Source organism: Serratia sp. OS31 (assembly GCF_014164835.1).
GTDB lineage: Bacteria > Pseudomonadota > Gammaproteobacteria > Enterobacterales > Enterobacteriaceae > Serratia > Serratia liquefaciens_A.
Window position 1 is genome coordinate 12,481 of the sequence record NZ_JACJFQ010000026.1, and the last position, 26,584, is coordinate 39,064.

Below are 26,584 nucleotides of genomic sequence, written 5' to 3' on the forward strand. Positions count from 1 at the left end.
CCCCGGTAAAAGAAAAGATTAGAAACGAAGTGACAGGCAGGTCAGGCCGCCGTCCATTTTTTTAAATTCACTGGTATCAAGCTGGACAATCGGCATAGCCAGTTTCTCAATTTGCGCGAGCGTGTGCGGATAACCGCGCGGCGTAATCAGCGTATCGTTGATCCACAGCGTATTGCCGGCGTAGGACTCTTCTTCCGGGATCACTATCGAACTGAATCCGCTAAAAGCAGGATGCTGTTGGTAGTCTTCGGTCAGCAATAAGGTATTGCGGCCAACGTAATTAACGATGGACTTCAGGTGCAGACCGGCGCTGACTTCAATCGCCGTCACCCGATAGCCGTAGGGCTCCACCGCCGCAGCGAATTCGCCAATGCCGGCTTCATCGGTACGGGCCGTCAGACCGACGAAAAACTGGCGATCGACCAGCAGCACATCCCCTCCGTCCAGATGACCGCGCTGGCTCATGCGCGCCACTGGCCGTACGCCTTCAAACAATGGCGCAATGGTCGCTACCTCGCCCTGACGGCTAGGCGCGCCCGGATGGGTGATCACCGCCAATTCAGGCATCACCACCGCCGTGTCTTCAACAAAGTGTGCATCCGGGAATGCGGGAGCTGCCGGTAACACTGTCACTTTTAGCCCCAGGCGGAGCAAGGTGTCCACATAGGCCAAAAACTGACGGCCGGTGGCCGCGATATCCGGCGCGCCCAATTGGGCGGTAGTTTGTCCGCTGCCGCAGCTGTCGGCAGGGAGTCTGGCAATGGCTTGAGTAAAGTGCATGGCGATTCTCTCGATTGAAAGGGACGGACACTGTTGCTTCGATTATCAAACAGATACCGCCGCCAATCAGGTTGAATCCACGCGCCGACACTCCAGATTTGCGCTGTATATCGCTCCGCTAACGACAAATTCCGCTGTACGCGCTTTTAGGTCGTTGGCGCATTTGCGCCGGTGATACGCGGCATCACCTCTTTCATCAGCTCGAGGAATTTACGCAGCCGGGCGGGATAATAGCTGGCGTACGGATAAAGCAGATAAATCGGCAAGGGCGCGGCACGCCAGGTTGGCATTAAAGGAATCAGAGCGCCCTGCTCCAAATCCTGTTTGACCACCCAGGAGGACAACATCGCCACCCCTACGCCGTTCAACGCGGCTTTACGCACCGCATAAAGACTGTCGGTGCTTAATCTGGGAGCAATGTCAAAACGATAGGCTTCACCGCTATCCCTGTGAGTCAGGGTGACTTCGTTACGGTAAAAGCTATTCAACGCCAGCCAGGGCAACTGCGCTAAATCACCGATCTGCTTCAGAGGATCATGACCTGCTAATAAGCTCGGTGCTGCCACCACAATACGCGGCACTTCCGCCAGCAATACCGCCACCACCGAAGGATCGGTCACGGCACCCACGTGGATCGCGCAGTCCACGCCTTCGGGGATAAAATCCGGCGAGTGGTCGTTAAGCGTCCACTCCACGCTGGTCTGGCGATAACGTTGCAAATAGTCACCCAGCGGCCCAATCAGCTGATCCTGACCGAAGGCATGCGGTGCACGCACCCGTAATACGCCGACCGGCTCATCGCGTACGCCGCGCAGCTCATCCTCCATGATTTGCCACTGCTCTATCAGCTTGCGCGCATGCTGATAACAACGTTCTCCGTCATCCGTCAGCTTCATACTGTGGGTGGTGCGCTGGATTAATTTAACGCCCAGCAGTTGTTCCAGCACCTGCAGGCGCCGGCTAACGGTGGGCTGTGAGGTCTGCATTTGCGCCGCAGCGGCAGAAAGACTGCCGCTGTCTACGATGCGTACCAAGGTTTGCATCATGGCTATGCGATCGCCATTGGGAAGTGAGTTTTTATTCATACGTATTACGTATAACAGTTCTACCCGTTCGGGGGCTACAGTTTGCGGCAAATACTGGCAAAAATAAGCGCACTTTACCTCTACCGGATAAACACCATGACCCTGATTTCACCAGCCAATCATACCGGCGCCACACCGGCCCATGCGCTTTCTGCCAAAGTTGTCTTTCTGCTGGCAACCGGTGCCGGTCTTAGCGTGGCGTCCATTTACTATAGCCAGCCGATGCTGGGGATTATGGGAGATGCGTTCCATGCCGGAGTCAGTGACGCCGGCTGGGTACCTACGCTGACCCAGGCAGGCTACGCACTTGGGATCCTGTTGTTGGCTCCGCTGGGCGATCGTCACGCTCGTCGTCAGATCATCCGCATAAAAGGCATGCTGCTGGCCCTTACCCTGCTGTTTTGCGGTTTTTCATCCTCATTCCCGCTGCTGCTGCTCAGCAGTCTGGCGATCGGCTTGGCCGCTACGGTGGCGCAGGACATTATCCCGGCGGCCGCAACGCTGGCAACCGATGCTAATCGGGGCAAAACAGTGGGAACCGTGATGACCGGGCTGCTGGCGGGTATTTTGCTTTCGCGCGTGTTCAGTGGCGTGGTGGCGGAATATTTTGGCTGGCGCAGCGTTTATCTGCTGGCGGCCGTGGCGGTGTTGGCCATCAGCTTTGCCATCGGGGCCGTATTGCCCCGTTTAAAACCCAATACTTCACTCAGCTACCCGGCGTTGTTGCGTTCATTGGGCCAATTGTGGGCAGATTACCCGGAGCTGCGGCGTGCTGCGCTGGCGCAAGGCTTGCTGTCGATCGCGTTCAGCGCTTTCTGGTCTACGCTGGCAGTGATGCTGGCGGAACGGTATCAGTTGGGTAGCGCCGTCGCCGGGGCTTTTGGTTTGGCCGGTGCGGCAGGCGCTCTGGCAGCACCTATGGCAGGCATGCTGACCGATCGTCACGGGCCGGACTATGTCACTAAGATCGGCGCTGCCATGGTGGTGGTTTCTTTTGCGCTGATGTTTCTGCTGCCATTGCTGCCGCTCCCCGCTCAACTGGCGTTGATTGCCCTGAGCGCGGTAGGTTTTGATCTCGGCATCCAGGCTACGCTGGTCGCCCATCAAACCATTATTTACGCCATCAATCCGGCCGCCCGTAGCCGCCTTAACGCCATCATGTTTACGCTGGTGTTTATCGGCATGGCAAGCGGTGCCGCTCTGGGCAGCAAGATCCTGGAAACTGCCGGCTGGCCTGGCGTAGTAACGTTGGCCACGCTGACGGCAGCCGGCGGGCTGGCAATGAGGTTGTTCGCCAAAACCGCCCCACGCGTGACGGCCTGATAACGACTTTCGACAGGCTCTGGCCGCAGCAACTGCGACCAGGGCCTTTTAAGCTTCTACGCTGTTTTCAGCACAAAACTCACGGTACCAGCGGTCTTGCGCCAGTAACTGCGCATGGCTGCCGCTGCGACGTAACCGCCCCGCCGCCACAATGGCGATGCAGTCTGCCTGCGCCGCCAACCGGGGATTATGCGTGACGTAAATGCAGCTGGTCCGCCCGCGTTGACGGGCCAACAATGCCATGACACGGCTGACGCTGAGCGAATCCAGGCTGGCAGTCGGCTCATCCAACAGCAAGATTGGCGTTCTGGCGCACAGGCTACGCGCCAGGCAGAGACGCAGCCTTTGCCCCCCGGACAGTGCCGCGCCCCCCACGCCAACCTGACTATCCAGCCCTTGCGGCAAGCGGGCGATCTCCTGTAGCAGGCCCACTGCGGACAGCGCCTCCTGCATTTCATGTTCTTTTAACGCCGGATTGGCCAATTGCAGGTTCCAGCGGATACTGCCCTGAAACAGGGGCGTATCTTGCATCAGCAGGTTGCGCCAGTTTGCCAGCGTCTGCTCGCCCAACTGGCGGATGTCTGCCCCGCCAATGAGGATCTGGCCCTCGGTGGCGTCGGCATTGCGCGCCAGCAGCCCCAACAAGGTACTTTTACCCGCGCCGGAGGGGCCAACGATCGCCAGCAATCGGCCCGGCGGAATATCCAGGTCGATCTCGCTGAGCAGGCTTGTACCGTCAGGCAGGCGATAGCCAACCTTTCGCACCAGCACATGGCTGTCCACAGGGGTTTCACCCGGTTGCGTAAACTGCAGCGCCGGCGTTTCCAGGACTCGCAGCACCTGCGTTAGCGCCTGCCAGGCATTGCGCAGCGACTGGTCGAGATGCGTCATGGTCGACAGAGGTTCGATAAAACGCACCAACAGCACCATTTCGGCGATCCACAGCGGTGCCGTCAGTTCGCCACTGCCCACACGCCAGGCTCCCAGTAGCAGCACCAACAGAAACACTCCCTGAACCGCACCGGCAAAAGCCAATGCGACAGGCAGTGAGCGCCGCTGAAGCTGCATGACGTTACGGTATTGAGCGACCAGCGCCTGCACCAGTCGTTGCCCGCTCTGCTGATTCAACCCCGCAGTACGCAACAAGGCCTGCTGCTGTCCAAACTCCGCCAACTGGGCGGCACTTTTGCGTTCCGACTGATGGTGCTGCTCTTCCAGCACCAGGGTGCGCCGCCCTCCCCAGCGCAGCCCCAACCCCAACAGCACCGCTGCGCCCGACAGACACCCGGCCAACGGCAGATCGATAAACGCCAAACCGACAATCACCGTTGCCGGGGTCACCACCGCGGCAATCAGCGGCGCCAGTAAATGCGCCGGGATCGCCATGGCGGTCAGCACCGGCCCCCGCACCAGGCCGGGCAGTTGCACCCGATCAAGCAAGTTGGCGGGAATGCGGGGAATATGGTGAACCAGTGCCCCGATCAGCACCCGTACCAGGGTGCTGCCCGCCAGATACCCTTTTAGCGTAGCCACGAACATCACTACGCCATAAAGCGCCGTAGTCGCCAACAGCGGCCATAACGCCGACCAGACCTGTTCAGCGTTGCCACTAAACCAGGCGACAATCAGCGGCAACAGCATCAGGCCGGCGATACCGTCCAGCACCGCGCACGCCGTCATCCACAGCAGCGTTTTCGTCAACCTCGCGCGATCCTGCGGCGTAAGAAATCTCAGGCGTGCCAACTTAATAGCCATAGGTGTCTCCCTGACTGTCCCACAGGCGGCGGTAAAGCCCGCCGGCGGCAAGCAGCTGCCGATGGTTACCGCGGGCGACCAGTTGCCCGCGCTCCAGCACCAGAATGCAATCGGCATCGATGACATCAGCCAGTCGGTGGCTGACGATCACGGTGGTCCCAGCGCGCTGGCGTAACCGCCCCAGCAAGGCAACGGCGGTTTGCGGATCGAGCGCCGAGGTAGGTTCATCCAGCAGCAGAATGGGCGCCGGAGACAACAAGGCGCGGGCAATGGACAGGCGTTGCAGTTCCCCGCCAGATAGCTGAATGTCTTTACCGGGTATGCTCTGGTAACCCAACGGGCGCGCCATGATTTCCTCGTGCAAACAGGCGGCCCTGGCCGCGGCGTGAATGGCGGCCGGTTCGGCATCCGGGCGGTAGAGCGCGATGTTTTGATCCAGCGGCTGCGACAGCGCACAGCCTTGCTGCAATACCGGCGTGATCAGCCGGAACCGCCCGGCGTCGGATAAGCTGTCCAAAGGTTGGCCACCGACGAGGATCTGCCCGCGATCCGGATCCATAAAGCGCGCCAACAGCAGCAATAAGCTGCTTTTCCCCGCCCCTGATGGTCCAACAATCGCGGTGACGCTGCCGGCGGGGAGCATAAAGCTGATGTTCCGCAGGACGGGCTGACCGGCGTAAGAAAAGTCGAGTTCACGCACGTCGATATTGGCCGGTGCGGCCAGATCAGGTTGCTGCGTGCCTTCCGTCATCTCTGGCATCGCCAACAATGCATTCAGCCGCGCCGCGGCCAGCCTGGCGCTGCGCAGGGCATCGCCGCCGTGTCCCATCGCCTGCAACGGTGCGGCAATGGCTTTGACCATCAACAAAAACACGCACAATTGTGCGGCAGGCAACTGACTGTGACCTGACCCCAGCGCGCCGGCGATCGCCCAGACAGCCAGTAGCGGTGCCCCCAGCAGCAGTTGCGTACCGGCGCTGAAACCGCCGATGCGTTGCACCCAATGGCTGAATGCGGCAGCAAACAGTTCGCTTGCCGCCTGAGCCTGAGCCTGTACCCCGGCCTGTGGATACTGCCGTACCGCTACCGGGTGACTGGCCAGCGAGCCATAGCTTTCCAGCATATGCTCCATCGTACGGTCGCGCTGTTCGACAGCGCTACGAAAACGAGAAGCACGCATAGCCATAAACAACCCCACGGCGGCACCAAGGGGCAACAGGACAAACAGCGCCAGCGACAGGTTCAGCGTCAACAAATAACCCAACGCCACCAGCGGGACGACCAGCAAATTCACCAGATCCGTCGGCGCATGGGCGATCAGCTGATGCAGCGCCCGCACGTCCTGTTCAACGTAACGGGCTACGCCGTCCTCGCCCTGATGAACAAACCAGTTCAGCGGCAGACGCTGCAATTTGGTTGCCAATTTCAAACGCAGTTGATGGCAAAGCCCGGCGTCTACCCGATGTGTCAGATACAAAGCCAGTGTCTGGCCCAGCAGCCAAAGCAAACCGCTGATGGCGATGGGCCACAGCACCCTCATGTCGCCCAGGGTTTGATCCCTGGCGGCGATATACCCCAGCAGGATCCAGGGCACCAGTGAACAGATACCCGCCAGCGCCTGCAAAAACACAGCCGCCCCCAGCGGGCGATAATAAGGCCGCAACAAGAGGTGTAATGCCCCTTCCATCGTTATCACTCCACAAAATTCCGTGCCTTACGATAACGGAATTGCGGGGAGGCTCAGGTAAGGATGCTTTCGCCAGCGCGACTTTTTGTTTAGGTCACCGGTCAGCGCGCCACCAGAGTGCTGGGGGAGACGCCGAAGCGTCTGCGAAAGGCGATGGAGAAATGCGCCGGACTGTAGCCCACGCGGTAGGCAATGGTCGAAACATTCGCCTCTTCGGCACTGAGCATGCGGTGCGCCTGCTGCAAACGATACTCCTGTAGCCAGGCGTACACGCTGGCACCAAAAACCTGGCGGAAACCCTGGGTCAATTTGCGGGTATTAATGCCCGCCTGCGCCGCCAGACTGTCCAGCCCGGGGGGATTTGGCAGGTCGGCAATCAGCAGATCGCGCGCGGCGTGGAGACGTTCAATATCGGCATGCGAGAGCCGCAGTTCGGTGATGTCCTGAACGGGAGCATCCGACAAGTGGTGCAGACTCATGGCGATCAGTTCCATCGCCTTACCGGCCAGATACAGATCGCGCGTGGCACCATGCAATGGGCAGGTCGCTATCTGTGCGGACAATGCCAGCAGTCGTTTTGGCGCAGGGCCTATCAGCATTTTCGGCGGCTGTCCCGCCCGATATTTCAGCGCGGCGGGAAACATTTCGGCATGCTGATCCTGTCCGTCGCTCTCCAGTTGCAAAATGGTGTAGCGCAACGGGATATCGCGCTGGAAACGGTGTATTACCCCGTTGTCACCCAGGTTGCCAAATGCGCAAAGCGAAGGCTCGGCAATATGCCGCATGGCCTGTCCTGCAACCCGGCATTGCATTTGGCCGCTGTGGACCAACGCCAGCTTGATGCCGTCGATCAACGGATCCTCTTCCCATTGTGATTGCTGTTCCAGCCAGGTGCCGCTGTGCAGCATGATGTGCGGCGCGAATTTCAGACGTTCAGGTCCCGGTTGCGGGTGTTGCTCTAGGGGTATCGGCATGGTTGTCATGATGTGTACGAGGAGCAGGGTTTTCACTATGGCACAACGACCGGAAATTGAAAATAATTCCCATTCAACTTTCCGGCCGCCGTCCCCTGCCTACTTCTGATTAACCGCCTGGAACTCCGCCAAATTCTGCTGTGTGATGGTTTTGTAAGGCACCCAGTTATAGGGCTCGACCTGCTGTTTTTCCAACAGCGCCCTGGTCACCTGCACGGCCCCGATGGCCTGCCCTTTGGCATCCTGGAAAATGGTCAACGTCATGCCGCCGTTTTTAATGAACTGCTGACCGTCCGGCGTGCCGTCGATACCCGCCACCAGAATGGTTTTGTTTTTGGCCTGATTCAACGCCATGATGGCCCCAATCGCCATTTCATCGTTGTTGGCGGCAATCGCGTCAATCGGGCGACCGTTCAGCAGCCAACCGGACACCACATCCACCGCCTCATTGCGCTGCCATTTGGCGGTCTGTTTCTCCAGCACCTTCATCTCTTTATATTTGGCGATCACCGCTTCCACAGCGCGGGTGCGCTCGCGCGCCTCTTCGTTGGCCAGCGCCCCCATCAGGATCGCCACGTTACCGCGGTAGTTCATCTTTTTCGCCAAGGCTTCCATCTGCATTTCTCCACCGGACGCAGAGTCCGACCCCACGTACGCCATGTCCTTTCCCAGTTTCACCTCCGGTTTGCGGTTGACGAAAATCAGCGGAATATTGGCCCTTTCGGCGGCGTCCATCATCGGTTTCACCCCCTGGGTATCAACCGGATTGAGGATAATGGCGTCCACCCCGAGGTTGATAAAATCGTCCACCTGCTGCACCTGCAGCGCCACGTCCCCTTTGGCATCGACAAACTGGCCGTCCATGCCCAACTGCTTAAGTTCGCTCACCATCTGTGAACGCAAAATAGAGACAAAGTTAAGATCGAAATTGGCCAGCGCGACGCCGACCTTGTAGGTTTTCGCCTGGGCGCTGAAGGTCATGACGATGCTCAGCAGTATCAGTAGCCAGCTTTTGGTTTTCATGATGACATCCTGTAGGTTGAGGTTTATTTATTATTAAAATCAACGCATCATTTTTGCCTGCCGGGCAGCGGCCCTGCCCGGATGTGTTTAGGCTATCGGGTAAAGTGGTCGCGGAACTGTAACAGCGCGTCGGTGCTGTCACCGGATGCCCACCCTTCCATCGCCACCACGCCCTGATAACCGATGTCTTCTAACGTGCGTGCGATGGCGCGGTAATTGATTTCACCGGTACCAGGCTGTTGCCGCCCCGGCACGTCCGCCACCTGGATTTCCCCTATTGCCGGGCCACAGCGACGGATCAGTTCGATAAGATCCCCTTCGCCAATTTGCGCATGGTAAAGATCGAGATTCATCTTCAGGCCTGGGCGGTTTACCGCCTCCACCAGAGCCAGGGTATCGCAGGCTTTGGCGAAGGGCGTGCCGGGGTGGTCGCGCGGCAAATTGAGGTTTTCCAGCGTGAAGACTTTCCCGGCCCGCTCCGCCATGTACGCCAACCGGCTTAGCGTGTCGGCCGCCTTGAGCCACATCGCACCGGTTACCACCGCCACCGGTTTCACCGGTAACCCCTGGGGATCCAGCCCGGTGCCGTGAAGATTCAGGCTCGGGCAATTCAAACGTTGTGCGACGGCCAATGACTGCTCGGCGGTGTGCAACAATTGGGCAATCTCCTCGTCGTCGGTCAGGTTACCGCTGAGATAACCGGTCATTGACGTGAAGCGCGCCCCGCTTGCGGCCAAAGCATCAAGATCTTTATTGGCCCAGTTCCACATTTCAACGCCAAAGCCTAGCGTATCGATACGCGCCACGCGCTCGGCAAAGGGTAGATCGAGAAATACCATTTCGGCACACGCGGAAAGCTGATAACTCGCCATCATTGCCCCTCCAGCTTGACCGGTTTGCCCTGCTGCACCGACTCGATACAGGCCAACGCTATTGCCAGCGCATTGCGCGCATCTTGTCCGGTAGCACGCGGACTGCAACCTTGCAGGATGCTCTGGGCGAATTCGGTCAACTCCGCCACGTAGGCGTCACGCAACAGATCGGTATCCTGCCGCGACGTTTCTATGGCGATGCCTCCGGCGTGATAACGCACGCAGTTGTTCAGGTTGATATTGCCCGCCTGCAACATGCCTTTGCTGCCAAACACCTCGCCGCGCACGTCGTAACCGTACACCGCCTGGAAATTGGCTTCGGCGGTGGCGATTGCCCCGTTGTCAAAACGAAGGGTGACCACGGCGGTGTCCAGCAGCCCTTGGTCTTTGAAGTCCGGTCGCACCAGGGCGTCCGCCAACGCATAGACCTCTACCGGCCTGGCGCCAGGGTTGAAATGCAGTAAGGTATCGAAATCATGAATCAAGGTTTCGAGAAAGATGGTCCACGCCGGGATAGGCGCCGGATCCCGTAACAAGGGGTCGCGCGTCACCGAACGGGACAACTGCGTGGTGCCATTCTCACCCGCCTTTACGGCGGAGATAGCGGCGGCAAATCCGCTGACAAAACGGCGATTAAAGCCGACCTGCAAAACCACCCCCGCCCGTTTGGCGGCGGCAATGGCGCTGTCTGCCTCATCCAGCGTGATGGCCATCGGCTTTTCGCAGAACACATGCTTGCCGGCCTGTGCCGCTGCAATCACCCACTCCGCATGGGTGCGGGCCGGAGATGCTATTACCACCGCATCAATAGCCGGGTTGTCCAGCATCGCCTGCAAATCGCTGTAGGCTTCAACGCCCAAGCGTTCCGCCAGCCGTTGCGCCGCACCCGGCAGAGGATCGGCCACCGCCGCCAGCACCGCACCCGGCACGCGCCGTGCCAACGACTCCGCATGGAAAGTGCCCATTCTGCCGGCACCGATCAGACCAACACGCAGGGGTTGGGATGAATGACTCATAGTGATTCCTTATGTGAGGTAACGCCCTATTGGGCAACGGAGTTCACCTTGGGTATTGCAAAGGGGATGCCAGCTCAAAACACGCGGAATTTGTGAGACGTTGCACAGATGGGCATAACAAAGTGACAACTAAATTGACATGTCAATTTCACATGCCAATAAAATGAACATTATATTCCAAGCAGCGGAGAACGCTATGCAAACAGCCGCCGGCCTGATGCCGATCAAAGACGAGAGCGATCCGATCTTCAGCCTGCCTGAAGGGGCGGAATCCGGTGAATGGGACAGCCTGTTTTGGCAAGGATGGCAGGCGTTTAATGAAGGCGGACAGCCTGGTTGGATACGCAAGTCGATTCTGCAATCCTGGCGGCGCTCGCGGGAATACGGCATCGACCCGGATGAATTTGTCTATCACGCCCCGCCGGCTGACCAACTGCTGGCGATCCTGGCGCACAATGCCGAGCTGATTGCCGTGGCGCACAGCATCATGGAAAACCTGCTGGCCTATAATCCCGACGGTCACATCAACCTGACCGATGCCCATGGCGTCACCCTTCACTACTGTGGCGCGGACATGACGCCGATCGGCAGCATCTTGCGTGAAGAGGTTCAGGGCACCAACTGCACCGCACGCTGCCTGCTGGAACAGCGGCTGGTGTATGTGCTCAGCGGTGAAAACTGGAAGATGGGCCTGCGACAACGACATCGTCAATGCGCCGCCGCGCCGGTGCGCAACGCCGAAGGCGTCATGATTGGCGTGCTGACGCTCACCGCCACGCCGGACAATTTCAATGCCCACACTCTGGGTACCGTGCAGGCAGCTGCGGAAGCCATCGGCCAGCAGCTCAAGCTGCACCGGCTGTTGGCCGAGCAACAGTCCATTTTGGAAACCCTGAATGAAGGCGTGATGGTCTGCGATGGCCACGGCCGGCTGAAAACGGTCAACCGCTATGCTCGCCAAATATTTGGCGGGTTGGAACCCGGCGATACGCCGATTGATGAGCTGTTGCGTCCCCAATCCGGATCGTTGTTAACCATGCCGTTTTGCAACGATCGTGAAATGGTCTTTATGCCCGTCGGCAAGCCGGCCCTCTGCTGCGTGATTTCGCTGATGCCTGCGCCGGATAATGGTCGGGTGCTCTCCCTGCGTGAAAATCAGCGCATCCGCGCCATCACCCGACGAGTCATGGGCGTGAGCGCCAGCTACACCTTCGAGATGATCTTCGGCCATTCCAGCCGCATGCGGGAGGCGATCGTACAGGCGCGCACCTGCAGCCGCAGTGACAGCACGGTCTTGCTGACGGGGGAAAGCGGCACCGGCAAGGAGCTGTTCGCTCAGGCAATCCACAACGGCGGTGAGCGCTGCAACGAACCCTTTGTCGCGGTCAACTGCGGCGCCCTGCCGCGCGATCTGGTGCAAAGCGAACTGTTTGGCTACGTCGATGGCGCCTTTACCGGATCGCGGCGCGGCGGTTCGGCAGGCAAATTCGAACTGGCGGACGGCGGCACGCTGCTACTCGACGAAATCGGTGAAATGCCGTTGGATGCGCAAACCAGCCTGCTGCGGGTATTGCAGGAAGGCGAAGTGTTGCGGATTGGTGCGGCACATCCGGTCAAAGTGAATGTGCGAATTATTGCCGCTACCCACTGCGATTTGCTGCAGGCCGTGGAGAACGGTGCGTTTCGTCGCGACCTTTATTACCGCCTGAACGTCCTTTCTCTCCCCGTTCCGCCCCTGCGTGAACGTCGGGAAGATATCGCCGGACTGGTCAACGGCTTTATTCACAAACTGAGTACGCGGATGAAAAAGATCCCGCCGCAGGTCTCGCCGCAGGCCATGGTGTGCCTTAACGCCTGGCACTGGCCCGGCAACGTGCGTGAATTGGAAAACCTGGTGGAGCGGATGGTGAACCTGTGCGAAGGGTTGCTGATCGACGTGGATGATCTGCCCAGGGAGATCGCCCACGCTTTACCAGAACAGCAAGCCATCCCCTCAAGCCGTCTGGAGGACAATGAACGCGCCCATATCATTCAGATCATTGAGTCCAGTAACGGTAATCTGCGACAGGCGGCTCGTCTGCTCGGGCTTTCGCGCACCACCTTGTACAATAAAATCAACAAGTGGCAGATTGATTTGACCTCGCTGCGTCCCTGAGTATGTCGGCTTGACAGCATTGCGGCGGCGTTCGATGATGCAGGCTCTCGCTCGCCGCTCAGGTTCTGCCAATGAAAACATCCCCTGTTGTTACTATTCACTATTGTTCGCAGTGCAACTGGCTGCTGCGTGCGGCGTGGATGGCGCAAGAGTTGCTCCATACCTTCAGCACCGATTTAGCCGCCGTCACGCTGGTGCCCGGTACCGGCGGCATTTATGAAATCACCGTCGATGGCGTGGTACTTTGGGATCGTAAAATCGAGGGCGGCTTTCCGGATGCGGCGGCATTGAAACAGCGCTTGCGCGACCATTGTTTCCCCGAGCGCTCATTAGGGCACCTAGACAATAAAGGTAAGAAAGATTAATGAGTTACGGCTTGAGCCGCCTGCCGCAGTTGGCCAATGGCCGCCGGCATGGCCAGGCCAAAACTCAGCAGTGCATTATCATCAATCACCAACAGACGTCTTTGTTGACCCGCCGGGGTAAAAGCCAATCCGGGCAGCGCCCAGATGTTCGCTTCTCCGCCCATTCGTTGCAGACTGCCTTTGCCTACCACCAACAACTGCGGCGCAGCAGCCACCAGGCCCTCCTGGGTTAACGATTGATAACGTGCTACGCCGCCCATGGCATTTTGCAGCCCGGCGCTGCGAATGGCTCCATCGGCGGCGGTGCCGCTGCCTGCACCCATGGCCGTGATCCCAGTGTGAGCCATGATAAACAGCACCTTGACCGGCAAAGGGTTCGTCGGCACCGCGGTGAGCTGGCGATCCAACTCTGCCTGCAGGGCTTTCCCCTCTTTTTCGCGGCCCAGGGTGGCGGCGATCACGGCTATTTTTTCGTCGATCGCGCTCAGCTCGGGTTTGCCTGTCACGGTGACGACTTTTACCCCGGCCTGCTCAACCTGCTGCAATGCCAACGAGGGTTGCGACAGCATGCTGGCGATCACCAGCGTGGGTTTCATCGCCAGGATCCCTTCGGCGTTGAGCAGCCGCATATAACCGACATTAGGCAGCTCCGTGGCCTGCGGCGGTTGCAGACTGGTGCTGTCGCGTGCGACCAAGCTTTGCTGGGCGCCAAGCGCATAAACAATCTCCGTGATATCTCCGCCAATCGAAATCACGCGTTCGTTGGCGAAGGCCGAAAACGGCAGCGCCAGCAAGCCGATAATCCACAGTTTCATTGGGTGTCTCCTTCAACGGGGGATGAATGACATAGCCGCCCTTCGCTGACGAAAGGCGGCATAAGGAACGTTAAGGGTTCATCCGCAGGATGGGCTTAGAAATCCACGTTTACGCCTAACTGGAAAGTTCTTCCCGGCATAACGGCCAACGCATTGTCGTAAGCATCCTGTTGGGTCGAGTCCGTGAGTTCGCGGCTGCTCAGGTAGTCACGGTATTTTCTGTCGGTGATGTTATACACACCGCCGCTCAGCTTCACATTACGGGTCACCTGCCAGTAGGCGGACATATCCACCAGGCCATAACCCGGCACGCGCAAATACTCCGTGGTCGCGTCGGTGAGCGTACTGCCACTGGCGTTGTTGTAGCTTTCACGGTTGGTGGCCGTTGCCTGCTTGCCTTTAACGAAGGTCGCCGTCACCGCCGCGCCGTAGCGTTTTGCCGGATCGTCCCACGCCACGCCGACAATGGCCTTCATTGGCGCGACGCTGTCGATATCGACATATTTATCGCCGGAGTAACTGGACTTGGACTTGCCCTGGTTATACCCCAGGGCAAAGTTGGCGCTCAGGCCATTAACCTGCTCAAACCAGGTGCCAAAATTCAGCCGGGTGCTGATTTCACCACCGTAGATATAGGCCTTGTCGCGGTTTTCTGCCTGATAGATGGTGTAGATATTGGACGGCACGTTAGCAAACTTGTCCGGACTGCTGGCACGCTGGTAGCGGGTATAAGCAATGAAGTTTTTATAGGTGTTGTAGAACAGCGAGGTGCGCAGGGTCACGCCTTCGACAACATCTCCTTTCACGCCCCATTCCAGGTTATTGCTGGTCTCGGTATTCAGATCGGCGTTGCCGATCAACGCATACTGTGCGGTGCCTGCGTAGCTGGAGCCGAGGTTCCATGAGCCATAAAGTTGGCTGGCGTTAGGGAACTGCGCACCGCGTTTGTACTGGAGATAAGTCATCAGCGTCGGCGTCAGATTGTACTGGAAGCTGAGTGACGGCAGGACCTGGGTATCGGTGTTGCTTTTGCCGTACAGCGTTTCCAACTCGGACTCCGTCAGCACCGTGCTGCCGGTCGTCAGGCTGCTCAGGTTCTGCGGCTTGGTGCTTTGGTGAGCCACGCGTACGCCCGGCACCACGGCAAAGCCGTGCCCGTCGAGATCGAACTGGATCCTGTCCTGCACAAAACCGCCCAGCACATAGCTGCGACTGTCGGATTCCGGCTGCATGATGGCGGTAAATGCACTGGGTGCTGGCTCTTCACGGAACGGTCGCTCGGTATCGGTCAATCTTGCATTGAGTCCCCCGCTCAGCGTATGCCGTCCCCATGTTTTGGCTATCTGGCTTTCAAAACCATAGGTGTTAACGTTGTAGTCGGAGTACACCCGCTCCATGCTGCCAGTGCTGGTGGGCATATAGGTGTTGTCATGCGCCTGAGTCTGTTGGTAATAGACTTTTGAGGTCAGGGTATCGACAAAATCGTTGTACGGCGTCCATTCATCTTTCAGGCTCACTCCCCAACGGCGCGTATTGCTTTGCTGTTGGGCGGTCCCCAGAATGGCACTGCCGGCCGAGTTCCAACTGTCGTAATGGGTATGGTTGGTTTTGTCATAATAATCCACCGTGCCGGTGAGTTTGTGCTCGTCGTTCGGTTGCCAGATACCGGAGGCCATCAGCGCATTGGTGTGCCAGTTAGCCGGATAGGCCTGGTGGGTGCCGCTGTTATTGCGCGTTTCCTGGCCGTCACGGCGACTGTAAACAAACACCCCGCGCAGTTGTTCATCGCCCGCAGCGGCGGTAATGCCATTGTGCCAGCTGCGATTAGACGAATCGTAATCGCTCTGGTAACCAAAGTAGGTCTGTTTGGTGGGGGACAGGTACTGATCGGCTGATTTCGGTAAAAACGAAACGGCGCCGCCAATGGAGGTATTACTGCGTTCTATCGAGGTTGCGCCCGATTCGATCTCCACCTGGCCGTACATGTAAGGGTCGATATAGTCCCTGCCGATTCCAAAGGTATTGAGCCCGGCGCGGCTGACGTAGCTGCGGCCAGTGGCATCAGGCTGTGGAATGCCGTCGACGTCCAATCCGACGCGATTGCTCTCCAGGCCACGGATGTTATAGCCGGTATACCCACTGCGATCGAAACCGCTTTTCCCCGATGATGAGCCCCCGCTGACGCCGGTGGCACTGATCAAGGGCTCGTAACGCATAATCGAACCGAAATCATTGCCCCCTTTTTTCTGCATGTCCTGCGCGGTAATTGTGGTGATTGTTCCGGATTTGTTTTCAATAACCGGCGCCACCACCGTTATTTCCTCTTCACTTTGCGTGGTCTTTTCTAATGAGTTTTTCTTAACTTCGGCATTGGCGTTAAAGGCGCTGGCGATTAACGCGCCCCATAAGGCCGAATGCCCGATAATTCCCCGGCAATTAAAAGTTCTGCACATGTGTTAGCCCTGCATTAATTATTAGTATTCGCTCGCAGTTGCTTCGCCACTCGGGTTTAACCGAGTCAAAAGAGATTAAGAGAAATTAATAATGGTAAAATAAAGGTCTTTCTTCGCAGACTCAGTAAATTGATAATAATGACAATGCATACCATAAGCAACGTCGTTATAACCTTATTAAATACATTGATGAGATATTTCCAAACCGCTTACGAAATCCTTACAAAGCGGCGTCGGCAGCCGACATGGCGCAGAGGCATTGTGGAGCGTGGGGGAATAAAAACCGTAATAGAGCGGTGGGCATAGCCCACCGTGACAGAATTAAACAATAAAATCAGTGGCGGTATTTGCCTGGCCTACGATATTCACCAGGAAGTCAGGTGTCGCATGGCCACTTATATTCAACGCCAATTCACTAAAATCATTTTGTGCATGGTAAGTCAGGGTTGCCTCGCCAGCCTGACCGCTGAAACTGTCAACGAAATGAATAAAGCCTGCGTCATTCTCGCCCTGATTAAAGAAAGACAGGTCAATCTTGTCGATACCGGTTTCAAAGTCGAGGATCTTATCCGGTGCTTTGAACGGTGAATCGCTCACGGCGGAGAAAACAAAAATATCACTGCCGCTGCCACCGGATAACTGATCCTGGCCGCCGCCACCGTAAATAACGTCGTTCCCCGCGCCACCCTGAAGAATATTGGCGGCGTCGTTGCCGACAATGACGTCATTCCCCGAACCGCCAATGGCGTTTTCGATGACGGCGCCTACGGCGATGGAAATGTTGCCCGTCAACCCGCCAACGTCAGAGAAAGAGCCTTCGGTCAGATTAATGCGTTGGTCTTGCGTATACCCTGAAAAATCAAGGGTGTCGTTACCGCCCGCATCCCAGACGGAGAAAATCAGTTTCTGGCTGCTGTCCGTCGCGGTGTAGAAGTCTCTGCCGGAATTAGAGTTGAATCCATATACCGTGTCACCGGTGCGCGTGGTGGTATTGGCGCCATATAAATACTGAATGGCAGCAATATCATCGACCAGCGGAGCCGCGGCATAATAACCGCCGTGATCGCCGCCGGTGACAGATTCATCCCAATAGCTCATCAGGCTGAACATGCGAGTGTCTTCGGCGTAGGTAGCCTTGGCGTAGCTCGGGCTTTGTCCGGCATTATAAACCCCAGGGTGATCCAACCCCAAAGTGTGCCCCAATTCATGGGTGATACTCAGGCGGCCATAGTTGCCCAGTTCAGGGTGCAAATTGGCATAAACCCCGTCACGAGGATCTGCATAATCGTAATTGATATTGAACCAGCTTTGACCGTCGGTATTGTGCCCGCGATAATCTTTACCTGCGCCGGTAAAAGGTTTAATCGCATAAGCCTGGCCGTCGCCTTCATAATTGCCGAAGGTAATGTTGGACTTCTGCCCCGGGGCTACTTCGACGAAATTAAGGTTGGCCACATCGGCCCAAGACTGCAGGGAAAGCTTGGCCTGTGCTTTTTGAGCGGCAGTAAAGGCGCTAAGCCCGGTATCCTGGCTTTCAAAGCGACCATTTAAATTGCTCTTATTATAATCCCAATCCGGGAAGGAGTAAGTGACCGTGGCACCTTGGCCGATGACGTGAGTACCATTCCAGGTTTGTTCACTACGCGCTATTTGCTCGCCTGCCGCTTCTATATCAAAAGAAGGCTTATTATTGATGGTTAAACCATTGCCTCTATTATGGTAATTCAGCAAATCATTAACACTATCCCAACCGTTGGTTTTTCCATTTAGGGAATTATCCATATCCATCTCCATTAGGTTAATTCATTTCCGTTATATATAATTCGCTCGCGATATAAAAAACCACTGCAATATCACTATGCAGCATTTAAAGGCTAGTCTGATTTTCAAATAGCTCAATATATATTGATAAAATATTTTTTCGTGGAGTAAATAGCTTAAAAACACGCAGTCATTAAAGGGGCATATTTCTTTCACATGGCTCTGCGAAGTCCCCTTTCAATCCTCACGGGCTCTCTTGCTTTTTGGCGGGCCTCTTGCGTTATACTGTACCCCACTTTTTGTAACGAACTCAGATGACTATGGAACGCTTTCTAGAAAATGCCATGTACGCCTCCCGTTGGCTACTTGCTCCGGTTTACTTCGGCCTGTCCCTGGCCTTGCTGGCGCTGTCGATTAAATTTTTCCAGGAGATACTGCATGTTCTGCCGAACATTTTCTCCATAGCCGAAGCGGATCTGGTTCTGACGCTGCTCTCGCTGGTCGATATGGCGCTGGTGGGCGGCCTGCTGGTGATGGTGATGTTCTCGGGCTATGAAAATTTTGTTTCGCAGCTGGATATCAGCGAAAACAAAGAGAAACTGAGCTGGCTGGGCAAGATGGATGCCACCTCATTAAAAAACAAGGTTGCCGCGTCAATTGTCGCCATTTCCTCCATTCACCTGCTGCGGGTGTTTATGGACGCCAAAAACGTGCCGGACAACAAACTGATGTGGTATGTGATCATCCACCTGACCTTTGTTCTTTCGGCTTTTGTGATGGGTTACCTCGATAAGCTGACGCGCTACAAAAACTGATCCCCCTTGGCCGCCAGTCTCCTGCTGGCGGTTAGCCCTCTCCCCCTCAAAACACGCAATTTCTTCAACGAGTTGTGCTTACTGGCGTTTGAATCGGCTGACGTTATTCGCTGTTTTTCAACCCAGGCGGCTTTCATTTGGTGCATCTGATGATAATAACATTATAATGTTATTACACTTCGACCGGCACAGAGGCCCACGCAAGCTGAGCTTTGTCCCGCTGACAGGATCCGAAACACACATGCCGCTAAATGGTAATCCCCTGCAGTACCAGGATGTTCAATCTATCCTGCCACACCGTTTTCCCTGTCTGCTGGTTGACCGCATCCTGCCTGCCGGCACTTGCATTGCCGAAGGCCGCCTTAGCGCCATCAAAAATATCACCGCCAACGAACCGACATTCTGGACCGGCCATCATCAGATGACGGTGTTTCCCGGCGTATTGATGGTGGAAGCGCTGGCGCAGACCACTGGCCTGTTGGCGCATTATTTTCTCAGCCCGTTGCTGCCAGGCGAGCATTACTATTTTGCGGCCATCCACCGTGCCCGTTTCTATCGTTCGGCACGGCCCGGTGACCAACTCTGTATGGAAGTGACGTTTGTCCGACAGCGCTCCGGCATTGCCCGATTTTCTGGCCGTGCGTCGGTCAATGGCCGCAGGATCTGTACCGCAGAATTTATGTGCGCCCGTAAGTAAGGCTGCCTTTTTAGGATGGAGGCTTGAAGAAATTACTATGTCTTTGGTTGATAAGCTGCTAAATAGCCTGGATTTCTCCCCTCGCGGTCAGGTCATTGCACGGGAGTTGGATCACTGCGGCGAAATTATCGTCTCCGATCACAAGGGTTACCGCACCCTGCGTTTTGACGGCATTTGCGAACAGAGCAAAATGTGCATCAGCGCGCCGCAGGTGCCGGTTCATAACTACATCAAAACCATGCTGATGGCAGTCGCCTGGCAGCCCCCCGCCTCTGCACTGATCCTGGGGCTGGGCGGCGGTGGCCTGGTGCGGGCGCTGCACGCCTATGATCCCAATATGCTGCTGGAAGTGGTGGAATTGCGCCAGGCGGTGGTGTCCGTCGCCCGCCGATACTTCACTTTGCCTGCCGAGCAAAACATCACTATGCATATCGCCGATGCCGCAGATTTCTTGCGGGCCCCCGCAGAGCAGCGTTATGACCTGATTTTTTCCGACCTCTACAGCGCCTTTACCATGGATCCGCAACAGGGCACGCAGGCCTTTTTGGCACAGTGCGCCGACCGGCTTTCGGATCCGGGCTGGTTAGTGCTGAACTACCATGAAGTGCCGGATGAGGGCTCGCTGCTGTATCACAGCTTACACCGGGTGTTTAACACGGTTCTGTACTGCGTGGCACCCAGCGGCAACGTGATTATCTACGCTGCGCTTGCCAGTACCGAAACGCCGCTCAGCCTGCTGCGCCGCCTTTCCGCAGAGGTAGGACCAAGCTTTAGCTGCGATCTTCGCTACCTGTCGCGCAAAATTGAACGGCTGCACTTTAGCTGAGGCGGTATTGCCGCCCTGCTATGATCATTTGATTATCATCCTCTGGAGCAACCACCATGGAAAAGAAAACGGCGCGTCTGACCGTCCTTATCGACCCAGACAAGAAAAAAGCCCTGGAAGAACTCTGTCTGCAACAGGACGTGACCCCCTCTCAGGTGATCCGTCAGTTGATACGTGACTATCTGCACAAGCACCAGGTGGAGTATCCCAGCCAGCCTACCCACTCCAATCCTCGGGTGGACAACGCCTGACGCCAGATGGCGCACAACAATGCCATCTGGCGGAACCGGATCACGTTAGCCCTTCGTTCGGCTTCTGACGCTTTCCGCCCTAATCCGGCGGAAGCTTTAGCATTAACGCCACACTGAATTAATGAACAATGCGTGGATTTTCTCACCACTCTCAACGGTTTGTTTAAGTATTCACAACCATTATGATTAAAGAAAATCCTAACAAAGAACTAATTTCAAAGCTAACGGTTCATCATTATTTAAATAACAAGAAAATCATATTGACGCAATGGGAATACAATGCATTGATTTAATAAGAGTAAAGAATTTATTAACGAAAAAATTAACAACAACCTCCTCTTTATTTGATTGTTTAAACGTTTTTTTCCTGCCCCGGTTAACGCAGTGATTTATTTGACTATCTGTCAAAACACTTTAAAACACTTCATTTATTTTTATGTGTTGGTTGATTTTTTAGTCGCCATTGCTATTGTTGATGATGAGTCATTCATCGCTCCCGAACCGACCAATAAACCTTATTTTTATACTGAAAAATGTATAAGGACCTGACTATGCCCATTAAAAAATACGTCATTCTCGACAGTAACCCTGCGGCCGTTGGAAATAATGATTTTATTCTTTTAGCTTTAAAAAACACCGGCTTCGCCAGAGGCTGCCCTATGTTATTTGGGGGTACCGCAGATGCAAAAGACGGCCCGGTTGACGGTAAGTATTTCGCGTTAAACGTCATTAAACGAGAAACCTGGGAAGAGACTTTGCATAATATTGAAGTCCAACAGGTTGTTCGTTATCAGGTTTACCCTAACGACATCAGTTTTTATACCAGTAAAGACTTCATCTTCACCGGCAAAGTTGCTCTGGGGGGCGAATTTGCCTGGATACGAAAAGTCAGCAAAGGAAAGTTAAAGACTTACTTTAAAAGTAAGCCTTCAGCGACCAAAGCGATGTTTGCTCAAGAGCTGTATGGCATGACGCTGGATCCTGATATCGACCCTACCGACAGTGAATTTGAACAATATCTGGGCTCCGACAGTCTGAGCGCTATTTATTCTTACTGCAAAGAAACCTGTAAATAAACGCAAAGCTAAAATTCTTTTTAATCTCATAGGTTATTCCCTGCGTTTACCTCTAAATACTATTGGGTGCTGATATTATGATCACACAAGGTTATACGTCAGATGAAAAGAGTATTGTCAAAAATGTCATCGGCAAATATAGCAACACCGGACTGTTTATTATTGAGCCCGACGACCCCTTGTTGGTCAGTTTTTATGACATTCAACTCAAACTTGCCGGCCTCACCTCAGGCTACTCCCCGCAGTTCACCCAATGCTGGCAAGAAACAAAACAGCTAAAATGCAGCGGTGGCCGGTTGAGCGAGGCCAGTAACGGGTCGGCTCAACCGGTCTACAGCATTGTACGGCTGGATTCTACCGACGGCAGCAATTACCGTGCTGACGCCATTGGCTCCCTGCCGGTATCCGCCGCCAACGTGACGCAAACCCTGGGACTGTTTGACGGCGAAGCGGTTAATGTCGGCACGGTGAACTACAACCAGGCTTATGTCTATGCCGCAGACTGTACCCTCAGCGCCAATGGGGTTTATCCTGGCAGCCAGATCGCTACCGATTATCCGGTCACGGTGATTTATACCTTTGCCCAGACGATTGACAGAGAGACGATATACGGCGCAGAAATTATCACCACGCAGAGTTACCCCAAGGATATTTACAATGAGTCGCCTCGAAGTATTATCAACCCGAATGAAATAAAGATTTGTTTAACCCGTGATGAACCCGACTGCGACTACCGTAATACCTATGACGGCTCGGTCAGAGTGCCCATTAAAGGAAATATCACCTATCTGGGTCAAATTGAACTTAGCGGTGGTCAGCCGGTTAAAGCCAGCAATACTATTTATCTGATTCGTACGCGGGCGGGTGGCGATCCCGTCACTCCTTTTGGCAACTATAATATTTTCAACTCCCCTAACACCCGAATCAATGGCAACAATATTTCCTGGGACCTGGACTGGCTGAGGTTTAATCAGGTCAATTTTGATTCGGGCGAATGGATCTATTATGTTTTCAAGGTCATTCTTAACGTTGAGGGGAAAAGCATAGTTGCGTTTATTACCAATGCTCCGAAAGAAATCGAACCGGACCAACGCTTTTTAAATACCGTACAATTAAAACCGATGCGTATCGTGTACGGGTGCCTGGCGGGTGATAGCAGAATACTAATGCAGGATGGCAGTGAAAAACTGATTTCCGCCATAGATATCGGTGAAGCTGTGTTGTCGAAAAATAATAAACCGCTGCGCATTGAGGCGGTCACCAGCGGCCAGGAGCATCATTATCTCAAGATTAGCGTGCGCAATAGCACGGGTAAGACAAGTAATATCACCACCAGTTTGGGCCACCCTTTCATCACGCCGTCAGGCGTGGTCATAGCTCGGGAATTAACCTCATCCAGTAAATTAATTACCCTGGATGGCGAAAGCGAAATCATTAGCATTGTTCAACAGCAGGGCGATCTGAAAGTCTACAACCTGCAACTCTCCTCCCACGACGAGCACTACACCGATAACTGCCTGTATGCCAACAGCATACTGGTGGGTGATATTCAGATGCAAAGGATCTATGAGGATGAATATCATCAGCGCCCCGCTAACGTGCTGAGCAAATTGCCGAAAGAATGGCATCAGGATTATCAAAATCATCTCGATAAAGTGGGGAAATAATCTCATGTATGAGGGATACCCGGACTTTCAGCAGATTATCGTCACCGACAGGCAAAGGTTTATTGCCGCTTATCGGCAAAACGACGCCTATTTTTTATACCCCGAATCCGTCAGCATTCTGGTGGCAGACCCGCTGGCGTTCTCTTTGGATATTGTCCGCAGTCCCAGTACCGACAGCGTCTACGGCTGGTTGAATTTCACTGCCGAACTGCAGTATGCCGGCGAGCAAAGCCTGGCGGAGTTCAAACAACAGCACCCGGATAAAGCCATTAAGGTGCTGCCCGTGTTGCCCGGCAGCCTGGGGTTTGACGTCCCTATTGAGTATCACAGCGCCCTCAGCGGGCAAAACTATGACCCCACCTGGTATTCGGCGCAGTGCACTCAATTTATTATTTTGCTCAATTCGGCCAGCACCGAGCTGATTGAGAAAACCCTGCGGGATGAAACACTCGGTTTTAATGCCCGTATGGACGGGTTTGTTGAGGGCGTCTCGCCCCGTCTGGCCTATTCCGTCGAATTTGATCCCAGGGCGTTGATGCTTGATTTAGCCAACGGGGTCAAAAGTTCACAAACTCTCGACGACAGTCGGGTGGCCTTTGATTACGGCCTGTTGACGCAATATATCTATCAGAATATTGCTTTGTTACCGCTGCAAATCAGCCCGCCTTTGCCGACAAAGGATCCTGAACAAAACCTGCTTTTCAGTCAGGCGTTGCTTGATCGGCTTTACAATTTGCTGGGTTCCCCCTACGCCGGTCCGGCCTCCAGCAACACGGCAATGATTGCCCTGACGGTGCCTGATCAAGGCGGCCGGGTGATTTTCAAACTCGATTCGCTGGTGCTGAGTCGACGCCCTCTGTGCTTCATACTGGATCCCTTTGCCGCTGCGCAGCAAATCGTCAAAGCCACTCCCGATGCCATTATTCACCGTTCTACGGCCCCACCATTGCCCTCGGGTGAGCGGGAGATCGACGTCTTTTACGCCTATCCGCTTGGGTTGAAAAGCAGCGTGTTTGTCGATATTCAGCTAACCCTGCCGGGTGGCGATATTTACCCGGTGGAGCAGACGCAAACGAAGATACTGACGCCAGATCAAAGCAGATTGATTTTCCGCTTCAAAACCAGTGCGCTGGAAGTGGTGCCTTTCTTCTACCAAATTCGGGTCAACTATTCACAGGATGGCAGTTGGCGCAAGCTGAGTAGCGAACTGCGCTCCTGCGCCAAGCCTGCGCTGGTACTGGATTACGCCGCACTGCCCTGCCAATTTCTGACCATCAGCCTTGATCCGGGGTTTGCCCGGCAAAGCCGAATCAGCGGGCTTTATCATTCCGCCGGCTGGCTGCAGGATTTGGCATTAACCGCGGCCGCCCCCTATTTCAGTTGCCCTATTCTCGGCGACGAAACCTATGCAGAAGCGACGGCCTACCAGCTAGGCGACACCGGCGTTGTCGCTTTGCCCATGCCGATAACTCAAGCCACCACTATCGGCGCTTACAGCTTCCCGCAATTTGGTGCGCAGCAGGCGCGTATCACCGTCCATTTTCCGGACAACCTGCCCACTTTCAAGGTGACATTCCAGCAGCAAAACGAAAGCCGCACGACGGATCACATCTTTACCCACCAGCAAAACAGCTTCGATTATCGATGGAACGTTACCTCTATTTTTGCAGCCGGATTTCGTTACAAAACCGACGATAGCCCATGGTCCGAGATTGTGACCGGCGATCAAACGATTGATGTCAAAGGTGAAAAATGAACACTGATGAGTTGAACCCGCAACAAGCATTGCAGAATTTTTTCCTGCTTGGCAGGGCCTTTGCTTTCCACGACCAAAGCCTGCCCGCCGAGTGTTACACCTACGGCAGTTTCATACCGCAGGTGATAATGGACACTCCGGGTGGCAAGGTCAGCGCATTGCATTTGCTGACCAGCCCCGGCGGCGGCCTGGCGACCTTCATCGCCCCCAATATACCGGTCGATACCGCGGCAATTGAGGCTTACATCCGCCAGCATTTCATTCCTGCGCCGAAACCGATCCGTCTGGAACAAGGCGATATTCGCCAGACGCTGTTTCTGCGTTTTGCTCACCAGCCTGAATCTGACAGTTATAACGTCGAGTTTGAACAGTCAAAAATGCCAATGACCCATGCCGAGTCAGCGTTGTTGGACAATGCCGTTCGCGGGGCAAAAAACCAGGTTTACCTGGTGACGCACAGCAAGTTCACCGTCAGCAGCCGCGTCACCGCCAGCCTGGAAACGGACTGGGTGGCCTTTTTGACCCTGGCCTTCAACCAACAGGCTCGCCAGCCAGAGGCCATTGCCATTCTGCTTAACCAACAGATCGACGCCGGCGTGGTCATGCTGCTGGAGCAGTTCGACAATGCCCCGTCGGAGCAGACCCGTGAACTGGTCAGAAACGCGCTGGTGAAAACCGCATCGCAATTGGTCAGCAACACGCTGCGAAATATCCACTCCATAGATGAGATCCCCAACCAGCTCAGCTATGACGTGAAATACAGCAATAGCGTACCGCAAAGCTATTTGCTCGCGCAGCAGCAGGATATCGCCGCCCTGCTCGGTCAACTGCCCGCCGACTGCGTCATCACCTTTACGCCAACGCCGCTGCCGGAACCCAGCAGGCCGGATAAACCGATCAAGCAACGGCAGTGCGTGGTCAGCCTGGGGTTCAACCCTAATGGTTTCAACATTATGTCGATCGAACTGCGCTATGCGGGTGAACAAACGCCTATGCAGTGGCCCAGCTTCCCGCCGGTGACGTTAAAAACGCCAAGCCCGGTGAGCGAAATCACCCTCAAAGTGACCTTTTCCGACTACTCCAGTTATGAAAAATCGCTCGGCTGGCAAGACGCTATCGCACTCACCCCGCAAGACCTGGGTTTTTACAGCGTGCTGTTTGAAGCCGAACACCTGAAGGCTGATTTCAAAACCCTTTCCGGCAGTGCCAGTTACACCCCTGCCGGCCAGGGTAAAAAACAGAACTTCAGCTTTGCGTTTCCTGCCCAGCCCTGGTTGGCCAACTGGTGGATCAATGCTCATTCAGCCGGACTGAACGGCCGAATCGAGTACCGCTGGCAAGGAAAAACCTCGTCGATTTTCCCGAAAACCTACGACTCTGGCCCGCAACAGGCCAGCGCCAGCCCCATCAAACTGCAATACAAGTAGTCACA

At 55.3% G+C, this 26,584-nt stretch carries 22 protein-coding genes; 11 read left to right on the plus strand and 11 right to left on the minus strand.

Translation table 11 applies throughout. The features are described 5' to 3' along the window. Window positions 1–18: 18 nt before the first annotated feature. A complete protein-coding gene (locus H5P17_RS19300) occupies window positions 19–780 on the minus strand; it encodes a dimethylarginine dimethylaminohydrolase family protein (RefSeq protein WP_182824652.1) in 762 nt (253 codons plus the stop codon). Window positions 781–926: 146 nt separating this feature from the next. After that, entirely contained in the window at window positions 927–1,865 is a 939-nt protein-coding gene (locus tag H5P17_RS19305; protein WP_182824654.1) for a LysR family transcriptional regulator, read from the minus strand. A 96-nt stretch (window positions 1,866–1,961) separates the two neighbouring features. Between H5P17_RS19305 and H5P17_RS19310 the strand changes: the two genes are divergently transcribed. Further along, a complete protein-coding gene (locus H5P17_RS19310; protein ID WP_182824656.1) occupies window positions 1,962–3,188 on the plus strand; it encodes an MFS transporter in 1,227 nt (408 codons plus the stop codon). A gap of 48 nt (window positions 3,189–3,236) precedes the next feature. On the opposite strand, the gene H5P17_RS19315 is transcribed toward H5P17_RS19310, so the two are convergent. The 6 genes from H5P17_RS19315 to H5P17_RS19340 form a co-directional block, all read right to left on the minus strand. Then, window positions 3,237–4,943 carry an ABC transporter ATP-binding protein gene (locus H5P17_RS19315; RefSeq protein WP_182824658.1) on the minus strand — a complete coding sequence of 569 codons (1,707 nt, stop codon included), beginning with the start codon at window positions 4,941–4,943 and terminating at the stop codon, window positions 3,237–3,239. Continuing rightward, complete coding sequence (locus H5P17_RS19320) at window positions 4,933–6,630, minus strand: ABC transporter ATP-binding protein (protein ID WP_182824660.1); 1,698 nt, start codon at window positions 6,628–6,630, stop codon at window positions 4,933–4,935. The genes H5P17_RS19315 and H5P17_RS19320 overlap by 11 nt, the downstream gene beginning before the upstream one ends. 101 nt (window positions 6,631–6,731) lie before the next feature. Next, on the minus strand, window positions 6,732–7,604 hold the full coding sequence (locus H5P17_RS19325; RefSeq protein WP_044551051.1) for an AraC family transcriptional regulator: 873 nt from the start codon (window positions 7,602–7,604) through the stop codon (window positions 6,732–6,734). A 99-nt stretch (window positions 7,605–7,703) separates the two neighbouring features. Continuing rightward, on the minus strand, window positions 7,704–8,627 hold the full coding sequence (locus H5P17_RS19330; protein ID WP_182824662.1) for a substrate-binding domain-containing protein: 924 nt from the start codon (window positions 8,625–8,627) through the stop codon (window positions 7,704–7,706). A 92-nt stretch (window positions 8,628–8,719) separates the two neighbouring features. Continuing rightward, entirely contained in the window at window positions 8,720–9,499 is a 780-nt protein-coding gene (locus H5P17_RS19335; protein ID WP_182824737.1) for a TIM barrel protein, read from the minus strand. Then, a complete protein-coding gene (locus H5P17_RS19340) occupies window positions 9,499–10,515 on the minus strand; it encodes a Gfo/Idh/MocA family oxidoreductase (RefSeq protein ID WP_182824664.1) in 1,017 nt (338 codons plus the stop codon). Before H5P17_RS19340 ends, H5P17_RS19335 begins: the two co-directional genes overlap by 1 nt. Window positions 10,516–10,711: 196 nt before the next feature. On the opposite strand from H5P17_RS19340, the gene H5P17_RS19345 reads away from it, so the two are divergent. Both H5P17_RS19345 and H5P17_RS19350 read left to right on the plus strand, forming a co-directional pair. Next, entirely contained in the window at window positions 10,712–12,670 is a 1,959-nt protein-coding gene (locus tag H5P17_RS19345; RefSeq protein WP_182824666.1) for a sigma-54-dependent Fis family transcriptional regulator, read from the plus strand. Between the two features lie 71 nt (window positions 12,671–12,741). Further along, window positions 12,742–13,035, plus strand: a complete 294-nt coding sequence (locus H5P17_RS19350) for a SelT/SelW/SelH family protein (protein ID WP_044551043.1) — start codon at window positions 12,742–12,744, stop codon at window positions 13,033–13,035. On the opposite strand, the gene H5P17_RS19355 is transcribed toward H5P17_RS19350, so the two are convergent. The 3 genes from H5P17_RS19355 to H5P17_RS19365 form a co-directional block, all read right to left on the minus strand. After that, a complete protein-coding gene (locus tag H5P17_RS19355) occupies window positions 13,032–13,850 on the minus strand; it encodes a hemin ABC transporter substrate-binding protein (protein WP_182824668.1) in 819 nt (272 codons plus the stop codon). The two genes, H5P17_RS19350 and H5P17_RS19355, sit on opposite strands and share 4 nt — an antisense overlap. A 95-nt stretch (window positions 13,851–13,945) precedes the next feature. Then, entirely contained in the window at window positions 13,946–16,303 is a 2,358-nt protein-coding gene (locus tag H5P17_RS19360; protein ID WP_182824670.1) for a TonB-dependent receptor domain-containing protein, read from the minus strand. A gap of 321 nt (window positions 16,304–16,624) precedes the next feature. Beyond that, entirely contained in the window at window positions 16,625–18,085 is a 1,461-nt protein-coding gene (locus tag H5P17_RS19365) for a serralysin family metalloprotease (RefSeq protein ID WP_304621582.1), read from the minus strand. Between the two features lie 299 nt (window positions 18,086–18,384). Here H5P17_RS19365 and H5P17_RS19370 point away from each other — a divergent pair, with 299 nt between their 5' ends. The 8 genes from H5P17_RS19370 (at window position 18,385) to H5P17_RS19405 (ending at window position 26,579) form a co-directional block, all read left to right on the plus strand. Then, window positions 18,385–18,879, plus strand: coding sequence for a TIGR00645 family protein (locus H5P17_RS19370; RefSeq protein WP_044551034.1), 495 nt, complete (start codon window positions 18,385–18,387; stop codon window positions 18,877–18,879). A gap of 241 nt (window positions 18,880–19,120) precedes the next feature. Continuing rightward, window positions 19,121–19,576 (plus strand): 3-hydroxyacyl-ACP dehydratase FabZ, encoded by a 456-nt coding sequence (gene fabZ / locus H5P17_RS19375; protein ID WP_020826847.1) that lies wholly within the window; start codon window positions 19,121–19,123, stop codon window positions 19,574–19,576. A 37-nt stretch (window positions 19,577–19,613) separates the two neighbouring features. Further along, window positions 19,614–20,402 carry a spermidine synthase gene (locus H5P17_RS19380; RefSeq protein ID WP_182824674.1) on the plus strand — a complete coding sequence of 263 codons (789 nt, stop codon included), beginning with the start codon at window positions 19,614–19,616 and terminating at the stop codon, window positions 20,400–20,402. 56 nt (window positions 20,403–20,458) lie between these two features. Continuing rightward, a complete protein-coding gene (locus H5P17_RS19385) occupies window positions 20,459–20,653 on the plus strand; it encodes a ribbon-helix-helix protein, CopG family (RefSeq protein WP_012145111.1) in 195 nt (64 codons plus the stop codon). A gap of 551 nt (window positions 20,654–21,204) precedes the next feature. Beyond that, on the plus strand, window positions 21,205–21,729 hold the full coding sequence (locus tag H5P17_RS19390) for a hypothetical protein (protein WP_182824676.1): 525 nt from the start codon (window positions 21,205–21,207) through the stop codon (window positions 21,727–21,729). 77 nt (window positions 21,730–21,806) lie between these two features. Next, entirely contained in the window at window positions 21,807–23,396 is a 1,590-nt protein-coding gene (locus tag H5P17_RS19395) for a Hint domain-containing protein (protein WP_182824678.1), read from the plus strand. Window positions 23,397–23,400: 4 nt separating this feature from the next. After that, window positions 23,401–25,152 (plus strand): hypothetical protein, encoded by a 1,752-nt coding sequence (locus tag H5P17_RS19400; protein WP_182824680.1) that lies wholly within the window; start codon window positions 23,401–23,403, stop codon window positions 25,150–25,152. After that, on the plus strand, window positions 25,149–26,579 hold the full coding sequence (locus H5P17_RS19405) for a hypothetical protein (protein ID WP_182824682.1): 1,431 nt from the start codon (window positions 25,149–25,151) through the stop codon (window positions 26,577–26,579). Before H5P17_RS19400 ends, H5P17_RS19405 begins: the two co-directional genes overlap by 4 nt. Window positions 26,580–26,584: the final 5 nt, after the last annotated feature.

Coding starts and splice junctions, on each gene's coding strand:
- H5P17_RS19390 (WP_182824676.1), top strand. CDS start 21,205: ATGCCCATTAAAAAATACGTCATTCTCGACAGTAACCCTGCGGCCGTT.
- H5P17_RS19360 (WP_182824670.1), bottom strand. CDS start 16,303: ATGTGCAGAACTTTTAATTGCCGGGGAATTATCGGGCATTCGGCCTTA.
- H5P17_RS19405 (WP_182824682.1), top strand. CDS start 25,149: ATGAACACTGATGAGTTGAACCCGCAACAAGCATTGCAGAATTTTTTC.
- H5P17_RS19380 (WP_182824674.1), top strand. CDS start 19,614: ATGTCTTTGGTTGATAAGCTGCTAAATAGCCTGGATTTCTCCCCTCGC.
- H5P17_RS19395 (WP_182824678.1), top strand. CDS start 21,807: ATGATCACACAAGGTTATACGTCAGATGAAAAGAGTATTGTCAAAAAT.
- H5P17_RS19320 (WP_182824660.1), bottom strand. CDS start 6,630: ATGGAAGGGGCATTACACCTCTTGTTGCGGCCTTATTATCGCCCGCTG.
- H5P17_RS19365 (WP_304621582.1), bottom strand. CDS start 18,085: ATGGATAATTCCCTAAATGGAAAAACCAACGGTTGGGATAGTGTTAAT.
- H5P17_RS19355 (WP_182824668.1), bottom strand. CDS start 13,850: ATGAAACTGTGGATTATCGGCTTGCTGGCGCTGCCGTTTTCGGCCTTC.
- fabZ (WP_020826847.1), top strand. CDS start 19,121: ATGCCGCTAAATGGTAATCCCCTGCAGTACCAGGATGTTCAATCTATC.
- H5P17_RS19300 (WP_182824652.1), bottom strand. CDS start 780: ATGCACTTTACTCAAGCCATTGCCAGACTCCCTGCCGACAGCTGCGGC.
- H5P17_RS19385 (WP_012145111.1), top strand. CDS start 20,459: ATGGAAAAGAAAACGGCGCGTCTGACCGTCCTTATCGACCCAGACAAG.
- H5P17_RS19325 (WP_044551051.1), bottom strand. CDS start 7,604: ATGCCGATACCCCTAGAGCAACACCCGCAACCGGGACCTGAACGTCTG.
- H5P17_RS19345 (WP_182824666.1), top strand. CDS start 10,712: ATGCAAACAGCCGCCGGCCTGATGCCGATCAAAGACGAGAGCGATCCG.
- H5P17_RS19350 (WP_044551043.1), top strand. CDS start 12,742: ATGAAAACATCCCCTGTTGTTACTATTCACTATTGTTCGCAGTGCAAC.
- H5P17_RS19315 (WP_182824658.1), bottom strand. CDS start 4,943: ATGGCTATTAAGTTGGCACGCCTGAGATTTCTTACGCCGCAGGATCGC.
- H5P17_RS19330 (WP_182824662.1), bottom strand. CDS start 8,627: ATGAAAACCAAAAGCTGGCTACTGATACTGCTGAGCATCGTCATGACC.
- H5P17_RS19400 (WP_182824680.1), top strand. CDS start 23,401: ATGTATGAGGGATACCCGGACTTTCAGCAGATTATCGTCACCGACAGG.
- H5P17_RS19305 (WP_182824654.1), bottom strand. CDS start 1,865: ATGAATAAAAACTCACTTCCCAATGGCGATCGCATAGCCATGATGCAA.
- H5P17_RS19370 (WP_044551034.1), top strand. CDS start 18,385: ATGGAACGCTTTCTAGAAAATGCCATGTACGCCTCCCGTTGGCTACTT.
- H5P17_RS19340 (WP_182824664.1), bottom strand. CDS start 10,515: ATGAGTCATTCATCCCAACCCCTGCGTGTTGGTCTGATCGGTGCCGGC.
- H5P17_RS19310 (WP_182824656.1), top strand. CDS start 1,962: ATGACCCTGATTTCACCAGCCAATCATACCGGCGCCACACCGGCCCAT.
- H5P17_RS19335 (WP_182824737.1), bottom strand. CDS start 9,499: ATGGCGAGTTATCAGCTTTCCGCGTGTGCCGAAATGGTATTTCTCGAT.